Source organism: Streptomyces sp. NPDC057939 (genome assembly GCF_042887545.1).
Lineage (GTDB): Bacteria > Actinomycetota > Actinomycetes > Streptomycetales > Streptomycetaceae > Streptomyces.
This window is the reverse complement of the sequence record NZ_JBHVPG010000002.1, coordinates 142,914-159,387: the sequence shown is the minus strand read 5'-3', so window position 1 is coordinate 159,387 and position 16,474 is coordinate 142,914. Positions and strand designations below refer to the sequence as shown.

The 16,474-nt window shown below is 73.0% G+C and carries 15 protein-coding genes; 5 read left to right on the top strand and 10 right to left on the bottom strand.

All coding sequences use genetic code 11. The annotated features are described in order from the left end of the window. Window position 1: 1 nt before the first annotated feature. From ACFVS6_RS02950 to katG, 6 genes are all read right to left on the bottom strand, one after another. The gene (locus ACFVS6_RS02950; RefSeq protein WP_389700173.1) at window positions 2–1,147 is read right to left on the bottom strand and encodes a substrate-binding domain-containing protein; all 1,146 of its coding nucleotides are present in this window, start codon (window positions 1,145–1,147) and stop codon (window positions 2–4) included. Window positions 1,148–1,181: 34 nt separating this feature from the next. Further along, window positions 1,182–2,246, bottom strand: a complete 1,065-nt coding sequence (locus ACFVS6_RS02945; protein WP_389700172.1) for an ABC transporter permease — start codon at window positions 2,244–2,246, stop codon at window positions 1,182–1,184. Beyond that, window positions 2,243–3,793 carry a sugar ABC transporter ATP-binding protein gene (locus ACFVS6_RS02940; protein ID WP_389700171.1) on the bottom strand — a complete coding sequence of 517 codons (1,551 nt, stop codon included), beginning with the start codon at window positions 3,791–3,793 and terminating at the stop codon, window positions 2,243–2,245. Before ACFVS6_RS02940 ends, ACFVS6_RS02945 begins: the two co-directional genes overlap by 4 nt. 186 nt (window positions 3,794–3,979) lie before the next feature. Continuing rightward, the gene (locus ACFVS6_RS02935) at window positions 3,980–6,763 is read right to left on the bottom strand and encodes a SpoIIE family protein phosphatase (protein WP_389700476.1); all 2,784 of its coding nucleotides are present in this window, start codon (window positions 6,761–6,763) and stop codon (window positions 3,980–3,982) included. A gap of 134 nt (window positions 6,764–6,897) precedes the next feature. After that, window positions 6,898–7,869: a cyclase family protein gene (locus tag ACFVS6_RS02930; RefSeq protein WP_389700170.1), complete on the bottom strand. Its 972-nt coding sequence runs from the start codon at window positions 7,867–7,869 to the stop codon at window positions 6,898–6,900. Window positions 7,870–8,002: 133 nt separating this feature from the next. Then, the gene (gene katG, locus ACFVS6_RS02925; protein ID WP_389700169.1) at window positions 8,003–10,189 is read right to left on the bottom strand and encodes a catalase/peroxidase HPI; all 2,187 of its coding nucleotides are present in this window, start codon (window positions 10,187–10,189) and stop codon (window positions 8,003–8,005) included. Between the two features lie 284 nt (window positions 10,190–10,473). Here katG and ACFVS6_RS02920 point away from each other — a divergent pair, with 284 nt between their 5' ends. The 4 genes from ACFVS6_RS02920 (at window position 10,474) to ACFVS6_RS02905 (ending at window position 12,567) form a co-directional block, all read left to right on the top strand. Beyond that, window positions 10,474–10,650 (top strand): CsbD family protein, encoded by a 177-nt coding sequence (locus tag ACFVS6_RS02920; protein WP_389700168.1) that lies wholly within the window; start codon window positions 10,474–10,476, stop codon window positions 10,648–10,650. A gap of 194 nt (window positions 10,651–10,844) precedes the next feature. Next, a complete protein-coding gene (locus ACFVS6_RS02915) occupies window positions 10,845–11,111 on the top strand; it encodes a DUF4235 domain-containing protein (RefSeq protein ID WP_389700167.1) in 267 nt (88 codons plus the stop codon). A 145-nt stretch (window positions 11,112–11,256) separates the two neighbouring features. Then, window positions 11,257–11,544 carry a hypothetical protein gene (locus ACFVS6_RS02910; protein ID WP_389700166.1) on the top strand — a complete coding sequence of 96 codons (288 nt, stop codon included), beginning with the start codon at window positions 11,257–11,259 and terminating at the stop codon, window positions 11,542–11,544. Between the two features lie 51 nt (window positions 11,545–11,595). Next, window positions 11,596–12,567: an LLM class F420-dependent oxidoreductase gene (locus ACFVS6_RS02905; protein ID WP_389700165.1), complete on the top strand. Its 972-nt coding sequence runs from the start codon at window positions 11,596–11,598 to the stop codon at window positions 12,565–12,567. A gap of 16 nt (window positions 12,568–12,583) precedes the next feature. On the opposite strand, the gene ACFVS6_RS02900 is transcribed toward ACFVS6_RS02905, so the two are convergent. Continuing rightward, window positions 12,584–13,657, bottom strand: coding sequence for a hypothetical protein (locus ACFVS6_RS02900; protein WP_389700474.1), 1,074 nt, complete (start codon window positions 13,655–13,657; stop codon window positions 12,584–12,586). A gap of 170 nt (window positions 13,658–13,827) precedes the next feature. Here ACFVS6_RS02900 and ACFVS6_RS02895 point away from each other — a divergent pair, with 170 nt between their 5' ends. After that, on the top strand, window positions 13,828–14,439 hold the full coding sequence (locus tag ACFVS6_RS02895) for a GPP34 family phosphoprotein (RefSeq protein ID WP_389700164.1): 612 nt from the start codon (window positions 13,828–13,830) through the stop codon (window positions 14,437–14,439). Between the two features lie 108 nt (window positions 14,440–14,547). On the opposite strand, the gene ACFVS6_RS02890 is transcribed toward ACFVS6_RS02895, so the two are convergent. The 3 genes from ACFVS6_RS02890 to ACFVS6_RS02880 form a co-directional block, all read right to left on the bottom strand. After that, window positions 14,548–14,784 (bottom strand): hypothetical protein, encoded by a 237-nt coding sequence (locus ACFVS6_RS02890; RefSeq protein WP_389700163.1) that lies wholly within the window; start codon window positions 14,782–14,784, stop codon window positions 14,548–14,550. 141 nt (window positions 14,785–14,925) lie between these two features. Continuing rightward, window positions 14,926–15,318, bottom strand: a complete 393-nt coding sequence (locus ACFVS6_RS02885; protein WP_389700162.1) for a RidA family protein — start codon at window positions 15,316–15,318, stop codon at window positions 14,926–14,928. Between the two features lie 29 nt (window positions 15,319–15,347). After that, window positions 15,348–16,418, bottom strand: coding sequence for a DUF5954 family protein (locus tag ACFVS6_RS02880; protein ID WP_389700161.1), 1,071 nt, complete (start codon window positions 16,416–16,418; stop codon window positions 15,348–15,350). Window positions 16,419–16,474 lie beyond the last annotated feature (56 nt).

Genomic DNA, 16,474 nt, shown 5'->3' with positions numbered 1-16,474 from the left:
CTCACTTCCCCCAGATCTTCCGGTACGCCTCGCGGTAGCCCGGCGGATCCCACGACGTCGCGCCGCGACTGTTCGCGGCCGTGGAGATGTGGACGGGGGCGACGTAGCCGCTGGGGGGCCGACCGGCGAAGGCGCGGTTGAACTCGTCGACGATCTGCCAGCCCTGCTGGGACAACGGCTCGGGCACGGTGGCGGCCTGGAACTGCTCGCTGTCGATCCGTTGGAACGCCGACGGGTCGCCGTCCCCCGCGCCGATGTTGAACGGCGGCCCCGAGCCCGGCCTGCCGGCGGCGCGGAAGGCCGGGGCCGCGTCGTCGAAGTAGAGGTCGTTGATCGCGACGGAGTGGGTCCACCGGTCCCGGAAGCGGGACAGGAGGGACGACACCTCCTGGGGCGTGCGCGTGCTCGCGTCGGGGATCGGAATGTTCTCGTACGACAGCAGCTCGACACCGGCGCAGGTGGCGAGCTCCTTCTTGATCAGCTCGGACTTGTTCCTGGCGAACGGGATGGAGTCGTCGGTGAACAGGACGACCCCGGCGTTCCCCCGGGTCCCGGCGATGACCCAGTCCGCGCTGATCCTCGCGACGTCCTCCACCTTCGTGGTGACGTTCGTCAGCAGACCGGCCTCCTCGCTCGGACCGGGCGTGCCCACCGCGTGCCAGCCCACGAGCGGGATGCCCGCCGCCCGGGCCCGCGCCACCTGCTGCGAGGTCAGTTCGGGGTCGAAGCCGCCGATGACGATTCCCGACGGCTTGAGGGTGACGGCTTGACCGAGCGCCGCCTGGATGCCCGCCGGGGTGCCCTCCCCGTCGATCACCCGGACCTTCCAGCCGATGGCCCGCGCGGCGTCCTGGAGCCCCTTCGCGACGCCCGCGACACCGGGGTTGGTCATGGTCTGCGCGACGTAGACGATCGTCTTGCCCGCGACGGCGGCGGGCCCCTCGGTGGGGCCGTTCCAGACGGCGTCGCTGTTCTCGGCCTGCCGAACGGCCGCCCGGGCCCGCGCGAGGCTCGCGGGGCAGCCGTCCTTCGTCGGGGCGACGCCGGCGTCGGTCGCCGGGCCGCCGCTCCCGCAGCCGGCCACGAGGACGACGGCCGCCGCCAGCAGGGCTGCTGCCTTGGCGCTGGACTTGCGGTTCGGGTGCACGGTGGCTCCTGACGCGGGTGTGCGTTCGAGGGGATCAGGGCCGGACGCCGTCGGCCGGCGACATGACGTCCGGCCCGGCGGGCGGGCGGCCCGGCTCGGGGACGCGCGGCCGCAGGCGCCGGCGGGCCGACCACCCGGCCAGGCCGACGGCGATGAGCAGGGTGGCCCCGTTGAACAACGGCGTGGCCCAGAACTGGGCGCCGAGCTGGCCGATGCCGGCGAGACCGATGGCGAGGACCGCGACGGCGACGACGGTGCCGATGGCGTTGGCCCGCCCGGGCCTGATCGTCGTGGACCCGAGCAGGGCGCCGACGAACGCGGGCAGCAGGTAGTCCAGCCCGACGCTGGGGTTGCCGGTCTGCTGCTGCGCGGCCAGCAGGACACCGGCGAAGCCGACGACCAGACCCGACGCGGCGAACGCCAGAACGCAGTAGCGTCGCGTCGGGATGCCGATGATGTCGGCGGCACGCGGATTGGACCCGATGACGTACAGGTACCGGCCGGCCGGCAGCCGGTCCAACACCACCCAGAGGGCGGCCGCGACGGCCAGCACGTAGAACGCGGGCAACGGCAGCCCGAGGAACCGGGAGTCGTACAGGCCCGTGAAGGCACCGGGCAGTCCGCCCGGACCGGGGACGATCCGCGCCCCGTCCGTGATCCAGCCGGTGACGGCGTACATCATGCTGCCGGTGCCCAGGGTCGCGATGAAGGAGTCGATCCGCCCGAACTCGACGATGACACCGTTGAGGGCGCCGACCACCCCGGCCCCGCACACCACCGCCAGGCAGGCGAGGGGCCAGGGCCAGCCCTCGGTGACGACGAGGTCCATCACCATGACGTGGGCCAACCCGAGGCCGTAGCCGATGGACAGGTCGAACTTGCCCGTCGCGATGGGGATCGTGGCGCCCAGCGCCAGCACGGCGGGGATCGCCTGGTTGGACAGGATCGAGGAGACGTTGTCCCGGGTGGGGAACGTGTTCGGCAGGGCGACCGAGAAGACCACGAAGAGCAGGACGGCCAGGGCCAGGAGGCCGTAGCTGCCGATGAAGTGCCCGCGCAGCCGCGCCGGCAGGGATCGGGGAGGGAGGAAGGGGGTCATCGGCTGGTCGCAGCTCCGGTGATGGGGGGCATGGCGGAGGCCGTCCTGGTGAGCTCGGCGACGGTCAGGGCCGCGCCCGTCAACTCGGCCGCCACGCTCCCGCGGACGAACACCAGGGCGCGGTGGCACACGCCCGCCACCTCCTCGAAATCGGTGGAGATGAGCAGGACCGCCCGACCGTCGGCCAGCGCTCCGTCGAGCAGGCGGTACAGGGTGGACTTGGCGCCGACGTCCACACCGGCCGTCGGCTCCTCCAGGACGAGCAGGCGCAGGTCGCCCCGGAGCCGGCGGCCGACCATCACCTTCTGCTGGTTGCCGCCGGACAGCGTGGCGATCGGCACCTCGCTGTCGCGGGGCCGCACCGAGAACCGGTCGATGAGGGCGGCGGCCTCGGCGCGCTCGCGCCGCGGGCCCAGCCACCACGACGCCCGCCCGCCCCCCGACCGGGGGTTCGCGAGGAAGTTCTCCCGGACGGTCAGCTCGGCCGCGCAGCCCTCCTCCTGACGGTTGCCCGTCACGAAGCCGACTCCGCGGTCGAGCGCGGCGGCAACCGTCGCGGGGCGGTACGGCTTCCCGTCGAGCAGGGCCCGCCCGCCGAGGATCGGCCGTACGCCCGCCAGGGCGCGGCCCAGGTCCGTGTGGCCGGCTCCGGTCAGGCCCACCATGCCGAGGATCTCGCCGGCCCGCAGGTCCAGGCCGACGTCCTGGGCGAACTCGGTCGTCAGGCCGTCCAGGCGCAGGAGGGGCGGCCCGGCGGCCGGTTCGGTCGCGGGCCGGTGCGGGGCCGACGCGTGGCCCACGATGGCGTGGACCAGCCGGGCGGGGCTGTGCCCGGCCAGGGACCCCCGGTCGACGAGGAGCCCGTCCCGCAGGACGGCGAAGGTGTCGGCGACCTCGTACACCTCGTCGAGCCGGTGGCTGACGTAGAGGATGCCGTGGCCCCGGTCGCGCAGGGCGTGCAGGACATCGAACAGTCGGGCGCAGTCCGCGGCGGGGAGGGTGGCCGTCGGCTCGTCGAGGACGAGGAGTTCGGCGCGCGAGGCCAGGGCGCGGGCGATGGCGACCAGCGAACGTTCGGCGGGGGCGAGGTCGGCGATCCGGGCGTCGGCGTCCAGGTGCCCGGCGACGGTGCGCAGCGCTTCCGCGCAGTGCTCGCGGGTGCCTCGCCAGGAGATCAGCCCGTACCGGCGCGGGTAGCCGTTGCCCAGGGCGATGTTCTCGGCCACCGTCATCCAGTCGACGAGCCCGAGGTCCTGGTGGATGAAGGACATGTTCCGGGTTGCGGCGTGCGAGCCGAGCGGGTGCCCCCCGACCGTCACCTCGCCCTCGTCGGCGTGGTGGACCCCGGCGAGCACCTTGATCAGGGTGGACTTCCCCGCGCCGTTGGCCCCCAGCAGGGCGAGGACCTCGCCCCGGTGCACGTCGAGGTCCACCGACTCCAGCGCGCGCGTGCCGCCGAACCGTTTGCCGAGACCGCGCACGCGGACCAAGGGCTCCCCGCCGGAGCGGGCGGGCGGCCCCGTCGAGGTGTCGGGAGCGTCATGCACAGACTTCTCCGGGGGTCGGCCTCCGAGTTCTTCCCGACGGCATGCGGGATTCTACGGGGATCATGTACCGCATCCGCGACATAACGCCCCGTACCGCTGTCCCAATGGGCGAACCCGGGGCGGGCCCGCGCCCGGGCCGCGACCCGTGACGGCGGACCCCGGGCCCGGCCCGCGCCCGGCACCCGGTCACGCCGCGTCCAGGGTGCACTCCGCCCAGATGACCTTGCCCCCCGGGGTGTAGCGGGTGCCCCAGGCCTGGGCGAGCTGGGCGACGAGGAACAGGCCGCGGCCACCCTCGTCGGTGGTGGCCGCGTGACGCATCCGGGGGGCGGTGCTGCTGGCGTCGTGGACCTCGCAGATCAGCGTCCGGTCGTGGATCAGGCGGACCCGGATGGGCTCGGTGCCGTAGCGGACGGCATTGGTGACGAGCTCGCTGAGCAGCAGCTCCGCGGCGAAGGAACACTCGTCGAGACCCCACTCGTCCAGCCGGGCCATGGCCTCGCCCCGGACGCGGGAGACCATCGCCGGATCGGCGGACAGGTCCCAGGTGGCGATCCGGTCGGCGGGCAGGGCGTTGGTACGGGCGACGAGTAGGGCGATGTCGTCCCCGGGGTGCTCGGGCGCCACGGCGTCGAGGACGGCCTCGCAGGTGTCCTCGGGGCTGAGGTCCGGATGGGCGAGCACGCGCCGGAGCTCGTCCAGGGCCGCGTCGATGTCGCGGTCCCGGTCCTCGATCAGGCCGTCTGTGTAGAGGACCAGCCGGCTGTGCTCGGGGAGGTGGATCTCGACCGATTCGAACGGCAGGCCACCGAGGCCCAGCGGGGGACCGGCCGGCAGGTCGACGAGCGTCACGGTGCCGTCGGGGCCGACCAGCGCGGGCGGCGGGTGCCCGGCGCGGGCCATCGTGCACGACTGTGAGGTCGGATCGTAGATCGCGTACAGGAAGGTGGCGCCGACGATGCCGGTGCTGCCGGGGCCGGGATGGTCGCCGCCCTCCTCGCGGTCCAGCCGGACCATGAGGTTGTCCAGGTGGGTGAGGAGCTCGTCGGGGGCGAGTTCCAGTTCGGCGAAGTTGCGCGCGGCGGTGCGCAGCCGGCCCATGGTGGCGGCGGCGTGCAGTCCGTGGCCGACGACGTCGCCGACGAGGAGGGCCACGCGGGTGCCGGAGAGCGGGATGACGTCGAACCAGTCGCCGCCCACCCCGGACTCGGCGGGCAGGTAGCGGTGGGCGACCTCCACGGCGTTCTGTTCCGGGAGGCCGCGGGGGAGCAGGCTGTGCTGCAGGGACAGGGCGAGGGTGTGTTCGCGGGTGTAGCGGCGGGCGTTGTCGATGCACAGGGCGGCGCGGGCCGCGAGTTCCTGCGCCAGGGAACGGTCGTCGTCCCCGAAGGGGGCCGGGTCCTGCGAACGGTAGAACCCGGCGATGCCGAGCAGCACGCCGCGGGCCAGCAACGGCACCGTGATGAGGGAGTGGATGTTGCGGGCGAGGAGCCGATCTGCGTGCTCGGGGTCCTGGGCGATCCACCCGAACGCGGCCCTCAGATCGGGTTCCAGCACCGGCTGGCCGGTCGCCAGGCACCGCATGTGGGGCGTGGTCGCGCGAAGGACGACCTGCGTGCCCACCGGGTAGAAGGGGCAGTCCTCGTGGATGCCGTGGACCACCGTGCGGTGCATCTCGGTGGTCGGGCGGGGCGACTCCTCACCGCGCAGGACCGCCTCGGGCAGGTCGATGGTCACGAAGTCGGCCAGCCGCGGCACCGCCGTCTCGGCGAGTTCCCACGCGGTGCGGGTCACGTCCAGGGTGGTGCCGATGCGGTTGCTGGCCTCGGCCAGCAGCTCCAGGCGTCGGCGCGCCGCCACGGCGTACTTGCCCACCTCCGGCTCGCCCACCAGGACGAGCCCCCGGACCCGCCCGTCGGCGCGATCACCGGTGCGCGGGCCGACGGGCGCGTCCGCGGCGCCGGGTGCGCCGCCCGCGGCGGCGGCCGGGCCCGGCCCGGCCGGGGTCCGGGGGAAGGCCCCTGCGGTCGGGGCGGTGGGGGCCGGGGCGTGCCGGTCCGTGTCCTCGGGGAGGAGCGCTTCGACGACCAGTCCCTCGACACCGGACGAGCTCGTCACGGGCCGGCTCACCAGCGTGACCGACCGGCCGCGGGACAGGAGCACGTCGGAGGCGGCCAGTTGGGCCGAGGACATCAGCTCGGTGGCCTTCTCCTTGAGGATCAGCTGGTCGGCCTGGTCGAGGTCGCTCTGGAGCAGGTCGTCCATGGTGACCGGGTGTCCGTCGAGGGCGCCGACGCCGGTCCGGGCGTGGTCGCCCGCTTCCAGGTAGGCCTGCAGGAGGCCGCGCTCCCGGGCCGAGCTCTGCTCCATCAGGCGCCGCTCGACGGCCTCGGCCGCCCTGCGGACCAGCGGGACCAGCGCCGGATCGGCGTCGGTGTACGGGTAGCCGAGGCACAGGACGCCCTCGATGCGTCCGCTGAGCTGGTCGCGCACGGGGATCGCGGTGCAGGCCGCCGACTGGGACCGCTCGGCGAAGTGCTCGGCGCCGTGGACCTGGACGAGCCTGCGCTCCGCGAGCGTGAGGCCGATACCGTTGGTGCCCGCCACCCGCTCGGCGAACACGAAGCCGGGCAGGACCTGGATCGGGGCGAGGTGCCTGACCATGGCCGTGTCCCCGAAACGACGCTCCAGCACCGTGCCGCGCGCGTCGGCGAGGCAGATGTTCATCCGGCTCCCCGTGAAGATCGACTCCAGCCGGTCGAGCACCGGCCCGGCCGCGCGCACGAGGGGCCCCTCCAGGTCGAGGTCCTCGATGAAGGGCAGCTCCGACTGGTCCGGCGAGAGTCCCAGCAGCCGGCAGCGCTGCCACGAGCTGAGGATCGCACTGTGCACGCCCCCGCCGACCGCCTCACCCTGGAGGAACCGGTCACGGAAGTGCACGGGGCCGATGCGGTCCTCGACGACCCCCATCTGCACCACTCCCCTCACCGGAGCCCGCTCGATCACCCGATTTGAGTATATTCCTCATGATGTGGGCGAGGTGGGGCGCGCCTCGACGGCGCCGCTGCCGACGGCGGTCCCCGTCCGGGTCGCCGCGGCGGGCATCAGAGGACGGCGACCGGATTGACCGGTGAGCCGGTGCCGCCCGGTACGTTCAACGGCGCCACGACCAGCATGAACGCGTGACGACCCGCCCCGGCGCACGCCGCGGACAGCGCTTCGAGGTCCAGGTTGTCCAGCAGGGGAACGCCCATCGCCGTGATGGCGAGGGCGTGGACGGGGGAGTGCAGGCCCTCGACCGGCGACGGCCGCACGTCGTTGTCCCCGTCCGAGCCGATCAGCGCGACGCCCCGCTCGGCCAGCAACGGCAGGGCGTCCACGTGCCAGCCGGCGCTCGCCGCACCCGTGTCCCAGGGGCCGGTGTCCCGGCGTCGGCGGAACCGGCCGGTGCGCAGCAGCACGGCGTCAGCCTCCCCGACGGTGACGTCCAGGGCCTCCTCCGCGGCGAGCACGTCCCGCCGGCGCACCGCGCGCCCCGGCTCCAACCAGTCGGAGCCGAGCACGGCGGGCAGGTCGAGCAGCACGCCCCGCGCGACCAGCGGGCCGAGCGCCGCGACGGCCCCGAAGCGGGCCCCGCCCGCCCCGATGCTCTGCCGCGCCACCCGGCCGTCGTACAACTGCCCGCGGTAGGCGATGTGTGACAGCGCGTCCAAGTGGCTCACGGCCTTGGCGTGGTAGTCGACGCCCAGGAAGTCCTTGTAGGCGGCGGGTTCCGGCTCCTCCACGTCGCCGAGGTCGGACATGAGGTGCAGCGCGGGCTTCGTGTTGTCGGGCCCGGGCAGGGTGTCCCAGGGACGCCCCAACGGTACGATCGTCCCGGCCCGGACCAGCGCCGCGGCCCTCCCCACATGGGCCGCCGTCACCCGGTTCCACGCGCCCCGGTCGGCCGCCTCCCAGCGGCCCCACGTACGGACCGCGTCGAACAGCCCGTCGAACTCCGCGCGGGAGACGGCGGCGGCCCCGCCGCCCGTACCGGACGGCGCGGGTGCGGGGTCACCGTCGGGGTCGCTGTTCATCGGGGCTCGGCGCTCCAGAGCTCGTACGGACGGGCCGGCGACCCCGACGGCGCGGGCCGGGGCCGCCGGGCCCGTGTGCGGTGCGGTGTCGCGGCGGGCCGGGGGAGCGACCGGCCGCGACACCCGGTGGGCCTCAGGCCAGGTCGAACCGGTCGAGGGTCATGACCTTGTCCCACGCGGCCACGAAGTCGCGCACGAACGCCTCCCGAGCGTCCTCGCACGCGTATACCTCCGCGATGGCCCGCAGTTGGGAGTGCGAACCGAGGACGAGGTCGACGGCGGTCGCGGTCCACTTGACCTCGCCCGTCGCGCGGTCCCGGCCCTCGTACACGTTCTCCGCCGACTCCGACGCCTTCCACTGCGTTCCCATGTCCAGCAGGTTCACGAAGAAGTCGTTGGTCAGCGCCCCGGGCCGGTCCGTCAGGACACCGTGCGCGGACCCCTTGAAGCCGGTGTTCAGCGCCCGCATGCCGCCGATCAGCACCGTCATCTCGGGCGCCGTGAGGTTCAGCATGTTGGCGCGGTCCAGCAGGAGCGTCTCCGGGGACAGCTTCTCGCCCTCGGGGAGGTGGTTGCGGAACCCGTCGGCCCGGGGTTCGAGCACGGCGAACGACTCCACGTCGGTCTGCTCCTGCGAGGCGTCCGTGCGCCCCGGCGCGAACGGGACCGTCACGGTGTGCCCCGCGTCCTTCGCGGCCTGTTCGACGGCCGCGCAGCCGCCCAGGACGATCAGGTCGGCGAGCGAAACCTTCCTGCCGCCGGCCGAGGCGTTGAAGTCCTGCTGGATCCCTTCGAGGGTCCGCACGGTCCCGCTCACCTCGGGCACGTCGTTCAGTTCCCAGTCGCGCTGCGGCGCGAGCCGGATCCGGGCCCCGTTCGCACCACCGCGCTTGTCGGTGCCGCGGAAGCTCGCAGCCGACGCCCAAGCCGTGGTGACCAGTTGGGGGAGGGACAGCCCGGAGGAGAGGATCCTTTCCTTCAGCGCGGCGATGTCCGCGTCCCCGACCGGCTCGTGGTCGGCCGCGGGTACCGGGTCCTGCCACAGCTGCGGCTCGGGGATCCACGGGCCGAGGTAGCGCGAGATCGGCCCCATGTCGCGGTGCAGCAGCTTGTACCAGGCCTTCGCGAAGGCCACCGCGAGCTTGTCCGGGTTCTCGTGGAAGCTCTTCGCGATCGGCGCGTAGATCGGATCCACCTTCAGCGCCAGGTCCGTCGTCAGCATCATCGGGGCGTGCCGCCTCGACGGATCGTGCGCGTCGGGCACGGTGTCCCGGGCGGCGGGATCCTTCGGGGTCCACTGCTGCGCGCCGGCGGGACTCCTCGTCAGCTCCCAGTCGTAGCGGAACAGGTTGTCCAGGTAACCGTTGTCCCACTTCGTCGGCTCGGAGGTCCAGGCGCCCTCCAGTCCGCTGGTGAGCGAGTCGACGCCCTTGCCGCTGCCGCACGTGTTCCGCCAGCCGAGGCCCTGCTGCTCGATGGGCCCGGCCTCGGGCTCCGGGCCGATGCAGTCCGGGTCGACGGCGCCGTGGCACTTGCCGAACGTGTGGCCGCCGACGATGAGGGCCAGCGTCTCCTCGTCGTTCATCGCCATGCGCGCGAAGGTCTCGCGAATGTCCCGGGCGGCGGCCACCGGGTCCGGGTTGCCGTTCGGGCCTTCGGGATTGACGTAGATCAGGCCCATCTGCACGGCGCCGAAAGGCCCCGTGAGTTCCCGGTCACCGCTGTAGCGCTCGTCCCCGAGCCACGTGTCCTCGGATCCCCAGAAGATTTCCTCCGGTTCCCAGATGTCCTCCCGGCCGAAACCGAACCCGAACGTCTTGAACCCCATCGATTCCATCGCGCAGTTTCCGGCGAATACCAGCAGGTCCGCCCAGGAGATCCGGCGGCCGTACTTCTGCTTGACCGGCCAGAGCAGACGGCGCGCCTTGTCGAGGCTCGCATTGTCCGGCCAACTGTTGAGAGGGGCGAAGCGCTGGGCGCCGGAGCCGCCGCCGCCCCGGCCGTCGGCGATGCGGTACGTTCCCGCGGCGTGCCAGCTCATGCGGATGAAGAGCGGCCCGTAGTGCCCGTAGTCGGCCGGCCACCAGTCCTGGGAGGCCGTCATCACGTCGAAGACGTCCCGCTTGAGCGCTTCGACGTCGAGGCTCGCGAATTCCTTCGCGTAGTCGTAGTCATCGGCCATCGGATTGGACAGGGGCGAGTGCTGGTGGAGGACCTGGAGGTCCAGTTGGTTCGGCCACCAGTCCCGGTTCGTCCTGGGTCGCGTCGGCGTGGCGGTCGGGGAGGGGATTGCTGGGTTCTCGCTTTCGCTGCCGGACACGTCCGCCCTCTTTCCTGTCTCGGTGTTTCCTACTGCCGGCTCTCACGACGCCGGAAAGGGTGCCTGGGTCGGCGTCCGTATGGTCGCGCACCGTGGACCGCACCGTCACGAGAACACGCAGAGCACGCCCGCATTGCCGGAACGCGAACTCCGCACGGGAAAGGGATTCGGTGACGGGGGCTTATCGGGGGAACAACGGGGCAGGTGCCCCCACGGATGGGCGAACGGCGCGGTGTTCCACCGTCGCGAGCCCCGAACCCAACCCGACCGGATCGGAGATCACCATGGCCGACAAGGGCGCAATGGACAAGGCGAAGGGCAAGGCCAAGGAGGCCGCGGGCAAGGTCACCGGAAACGACCGGATGGCAGCCGAGGGCAAGGCCGACCAGGCCAAGGGCAAGGCCAAGGAAGCCATCGGGGACGCGAAGGAAGCGATGAAGGGCAAGCGCCACAAGATGTGACGGGCGACATGTGACGGACACCCGCAGTCACCCGGGTGACAGTCACCCGCATTCACCCGCGACCCGCGGGCCCCCGGCCATGACCGACGCCGGGGGCCCGCGGGCGTGCCGCTGCGGCAGCCCGCCGCCCGCCCCTCCGGTACAGCCGGATCCCCGCAGGTATCGGAGCCGGTGACGTGGGCAGGCGGAAGGACATGAAGGCATCGAAAGTCGCCTACAAGCCGGTCGGCCTCGCCCTCGGAGCGGGGGCCGGAATGCTGGCCGGGGCGCTGTTCAAGCAGGTGTGGAAGTTCGCGGGGCACGACGACGACGCCCCCGACGCGATGGACGAAGGGCGCCGGTGGCGGGAGGTCCTGCTCGCCGCGGCCGTCCAAGGGGCGATCTTCGCCCTCGTCAAGGCGGCCGTCGAGCGCTCCGGAGCCGTCGCCGTCCGACGGGTCTCGGGCACCTGGCCGGGCTGAGACGCCTACGCCGCCGGGCGGGCGCGGCGAGCATCCCAAGGATTACTTCCCCACCAGGTGAGCTTTGTTATGTGTGACGGCGCGCTCACCGGGCATTTCCATGGTGAACATGGCGCATCGGCCATGCAAGGGGGAAGGGGTTGCCATGTTGCTCACCCACCTGTTCGACGGAGACGTCCTGTTCGTCCGGCTGCCCGACGACCTCGACGTCGGCACACGCGGAACTGCCGTCTCGGAGTTCGAGTTCCTGCTCAGGAGCTACCGGCCCCGCACCGTCGTGATGGAGCTCCCGCACCTCTCGGGCGCCGCCGTCGTGAGCACCGTCCTGCGCGCCGAACGGCTGTGCAGGGCCACCGGAGCGTCGTTCGGTACGACGACCTCCCGCGCGGCGCCGTCCCTCCCCGACGAGGACGACACCGCGGCGGCGGCCTGAGTCCGGCCGACCCGCAGGTTTCGCACACGGCAGACCGGTAAGGCGCACCACATGGTGCGATTCGGATACACGATGATGACCGAGCAGGCCGGCCCCCGGGAGCTGGTCGAGCACGTCGCCGCCGCCGAACGGGCGGGTTTCGACTTCTCCGTCACCTCCGACCACTACTTCCCCTGGCTCGCCTCCCAGGGCCACGCCCCGTACGCGTGGAGCGTCCTGGGGGCGGCCGCGCAGGCCACGACGACCATTCCCCTCATGACGTACGTGACCTGCCCGACGATCCGCTACCACCCGGCGGTCGTCGCCCAGAAGGCGGCCACGATGCAACTGCTGTCCGACGGCCGGTTCCGACTGGGCCTGGGCTCCGGCGAGAACCTCAACGAGCACGTGGTCGGACCCGGCTGGCCGGCCGCGCACGTGCGGCTGGCGATGCTGGAAGAGGGTGTGGGGATCATCCGCGACCTCCTCGACGGCGGTTCCGTGAACCACCACGGCCAGTACTTCGACGTCGAGAACGCCAAACTGTGGGACCTCCCCGACGAACCGCCGCCCATCGGCATCGCGGTGTCCGGCAAGCGGTCCTGCGAACTGGCGGGCCGGTACGCCGACTTGGCCATCGCCGTCGACCCCGAGCGGGAACTCCTGGAGTCCTTCGACCGGGCCGGAGGCGTGGGCAAGCCGCGGGTCGGCCAACTGGCGGTCTGCCACGACACCGACCGTGAGGCTGCCGTCCGGCGCGCCCACGACCAGTTCCGTTGGTCGGTGGGCGGCTGGCAGGTCAACGCGGAGCTCCCCGGCCCGTCCGCCTTCGACCAGGCCTCCCGCTACGTCCGCCCCGAGGACATCGCGAAGTCGATCCCCTGCGGCGACGACCCCGACGACTTCGTCGACGCCGTCCGTCCGTTCGTCGAAGCGGGCTTCACCGAGATCGCCCTGATCCAGGTCGGCGGATCCCACCAGCACTCGTTCATCGACTGGTCCGAAACCACCCTCCTCCCGGCCCTGCGCGGCATGGCCGCATGATCCGTCCGCGGGCGGACTACGCGAGGGTGACCCGCATTCCGCCGCGGGAAAGGATGTCGAGGACCTCGGCGAGCAGGTCGTACGGGTGGCCGTCCGGGGCCAGGACGTGGGGCAGGTGCTCGCGCGCCGTCGCGGAGTCGTGCCAGAGCAGGGTCGACGGGCCCGTGTGGCCGAAGCCGCCGCGCAGGCAATCGGCGACGGCCCCCGTACAGTTCCCCAGGTAGCCGCCGGGCCCGTTCACGGCCTCGCCCAGGGCCAGGTAGAGGCCCGGGACGTCGGTGACGTGGCGGCCGTCGAGTTCGTACGCGGCACCCGACCGGTCCTCGTGCGCGACGCGGCAACCCCGCTCACAAACGAGGTCCAGCCAGGTCTCGCGCCGCGGGGTGCTCAGCTCGGTCCAAGCGCCGACCGTTCCGGGCGGCCCCGCCCGCCACCGTTCCCAGACCGGCCGGACGTGCTCGGGCACCGATCCGAAGCGGCCGCGGCCGAGGTCCAGTTCCACGTCGATCAGATCCTCCCCGAGCGAGGAGGGACGCCAGGCGTCGACGGTCGGCCACAGGTACCGCTCGGTGAAGGGCTCGCCCCGGTCGTCCATGATCCCCAGTTCGGCCTCCCCGAGCGCCTGCCGCATGCGCCCGCTCGGGGCGAACCCGCGCAGGACGAGGCGGGGTTGTGGCTCCTCGGCGCGCAGGATGCGGGTGAACTCGCGGCAGGAGCCGATCCACCGGTACTCGTCGTGCAGGCGCACCGTTCCCCGGTGTCCCACGGGCGGCTCCTCGTGGCCGTCCGTTCCGGTCAGGACGAGACCGTCCGTCCCCGGGTGCGGACCGAGGCTCTCCACGTCCTCCAGCAGCCAGGGACCGAGGTCCGTGCCCTGCGGTACGAACCACACCCGACTCCCGACGCGGTAGCGGACCCCGGGAGTCTCCGGAACCCAGCCGAACAGTTCGTACGTCTCCCGGACCGGCTCGGCGAACAGGCCCTCCACCTCGTAACAGGCGCCCCAGAGGCGGTCGTTCTCCGTGTCGGTCAGCGTGTACCGCATGCTCCCGTTCCGGGCGCCGTCGTCCTCCCACATGGCGACGATCATGCCCGAGTCGGTTGCGGGACGCGTGCGGCGGGTCGCCGGGCGGAGCCACCGGGCGGCCCGGTCGACGTCCCCGGGGCCGGGGACGCGGGTAGCCTGCCCCTGTCGGACCGTGCCGGACCAGCCGTTCAGGTACGCACCCACCAGCGGACGCATCGGACGTGGAGCCCCAAATGACCACACCGCGTGACTTGTTGATCGTCACCATGGACACGGCCGCCGGGCAGCTGGCCGAGAAGGGCGACCTGTCGCTCGCGCTCGCGGGCGCCGAGGCGATCGACCTCCTCGGCACCCGGGCCATCAGGCTGGACGGCGATCTGATCGTCCCCGACGACGACCGTCCGGCACCGACCGACCGGCTGATGGCGGAGGCGGCCTCCTCGATCGTCCAGGAGGAGCCCTACGAGTCGGTCACCGACTGGCTGTGGCGCCGGGGTCGCGGCCTGTCCGCCGTCTACGAGGCCGCGCTGGAGGAGGAAGGGCTGCTCGCCCGGCAGCGCCGCCGAGGGCTCTCCTTCCGGGCCGGCAACCCGGAGCTCGTCGAATCGCCCGCCCGCCGCAGGGCCGTCGACCGCTGGGCGTCGGACGACCCGGTCCTCGCCAACCTCGCGGAAACCGTCGGGGTCCGGGGCGAGCGGACCGGGGACTCCCCGGACGTCGCCGACGACGCCGTGGCCACGGTGCTGGCCGCCGTCAGCGACGCGGTGGTGGAACTGGCCTCCGTACGGCAACGCCGCGCCATCGACGAGGCCGCCTTCGACAACATCTGGCGGGGCGGCGTCTGACCCGCACCGGGGCCGTCGCGATCCGCTCCGCCCCGTCCGCCGGGTCGGAGCGGATCGCACCGTACGGACGGGGCGCGTGCGCCCGGACGGCCGCGTCCCGTCCCGGTGTCACATGGCGGCGCGCAGCATGCCCGCCGTTCTGGCCATGGCGGCCTTCGTCGCGTCGTCGGAGGCGGTCCGTGCGGCCTCCTCCAACAGGAGGGTCGCCGCCTGGAGGAGCCCGACGTGGACGGGCACCGTTTCGAGTCCCGTGAGCGCGGCCATGGCCTGGTCGGTGGCGCTCTGCGGGATGAGGGTGCTGACGCCGCGGCCGACGCCGCGCTGGGACTGGGTTGGAGTGCTCACCCGGTGATTGTCCCCGGTCCGACCGCCGAACCGGGCACGATCGCGCACGGTTTCACCGGTGTGGCCCGGCCGGGGACCGGCGTCGTCGGGCACGGCCTGCCGCGCGCCCGGCCCACCCCGCCGGTCGACCCGCGCGACCGCTCACACGATGACGGCGTCGACCTCGACCTCGACCAGCCAGTCGGGATCGATGAAGCGGGACACCTCGACGACCGTCAACGCGGGCCGCACCGACGCGAACCGCTCACCGTGCGCCCGCGCCGCCTCCTCCCACCGGGTCACGTCGGTCAGCATCAGACGGGTGCGGGTGACGTCCGACACCGCCGCCCCGGCCGCCTCCAGCGCACGCACGGCGATGTCGAGGCACCGTACGGTCTGGGCGTAGACGTCCCCGGGGCCGACGGTCGAGCCGTCGTCGCCGATGGGGGCCGTGCCGGCCACCGCCACGTGGTTGCCCGCCCGGACCGCGCGCGAGAAACCGATCCGCGGTTCCAGGGGGGACGCGGAGCCGACGGTCCGTCGAATGGATTCCATCCCGTCATGCTCGCAGACGGCCCCCTGCCTCAGCCCTGAGGGTGGACGTCGCCGTCCTCGTCGAGCGCGAGGTGGATCCGCATCGGTTCCTGGCTGTTGACGTCGGAGGGGCGCGGGCCCTCGGGCCCGTCGGGGCCCCAGCGCAGCAACCTGCGGGTCCGGACGATCTGGTAGACGGAGCCGTCCAGTTCCAGCCGGTTCACGCGCCCCACCCGCAGGGAGTCCGCGGCCCTGGCGTACGTGGCCAGCCGCGCGGCCCGCGCGGCGTCCGGCGTTCCCGTACGGGCGTCGACGTGCGGGCCGGCGACGGGGGAGATGAGGCCGTGCATGCGCGGCCACATCCAGGTCAGGGCGAAGTCCAAGGACTTGCGGGCCTCGTGGGCGGTGGCGTGCGGACCGCTGATCGGGCTCCAGCCGTTCCCGCGCCGCTCCGCGACCGTGAACGTCGCCGGCAGCAGCAGCACGTCCGGATGCGTGTCCAACGCCCGCCGCGCGTCGGCGCGCACGTCGGCGGGAAAACGCGCACCCGTGTAGCACAGGCCGCGCAACGCCATCTGCTCCAGCGCCCGGCTCGGGGTGACGGGCGCGTCCGGGTCGACGACCAGACCCTGGTCGATCCCGGGGACCTCGGACGTACGGTCCCAGTCCGGGACGAGGGGCTCCGGGTCCGTCGGCCGGGGCTGCTCGATGCCGCCCGGGCCCGCGCCGGCGTACTCCTCGGCACGCACGATCCGGTACCGGGTCCCGGCGGCGGACAACTCGTCGACGCGCTCGGTCTCCAGCCGGGAGACGGCCGCCAGCAGCTCCCGCCGCTCCTCCCGGTCCTGCGCGTGGTCCTTCGCACGGAACCACAGCCAGGAGTTCAGCCCGTCACGTGCCTGCTGCGGACAACCGAACGTCACCTCGATCACCACCCGCCACCGCGGCGCGTCCCCGGCCCGCTGTTCGGCGACCCCGAAGAGGGGACCGCGCACCGCCGGATCGCCCGCGCCCACCACGGCGTCGATCGCGTCGGCCTCCACCACGGCCTCGACCGGTTCCACCGGCACCCGCACCACGATCGGCCGTGATCCGCCCGGCACCACATTCCCAGGATCCATCCACCCATCCTGGCGCCGCCGACCGCTGCCGCGCTCCGGATACGTCGATTCCCGTG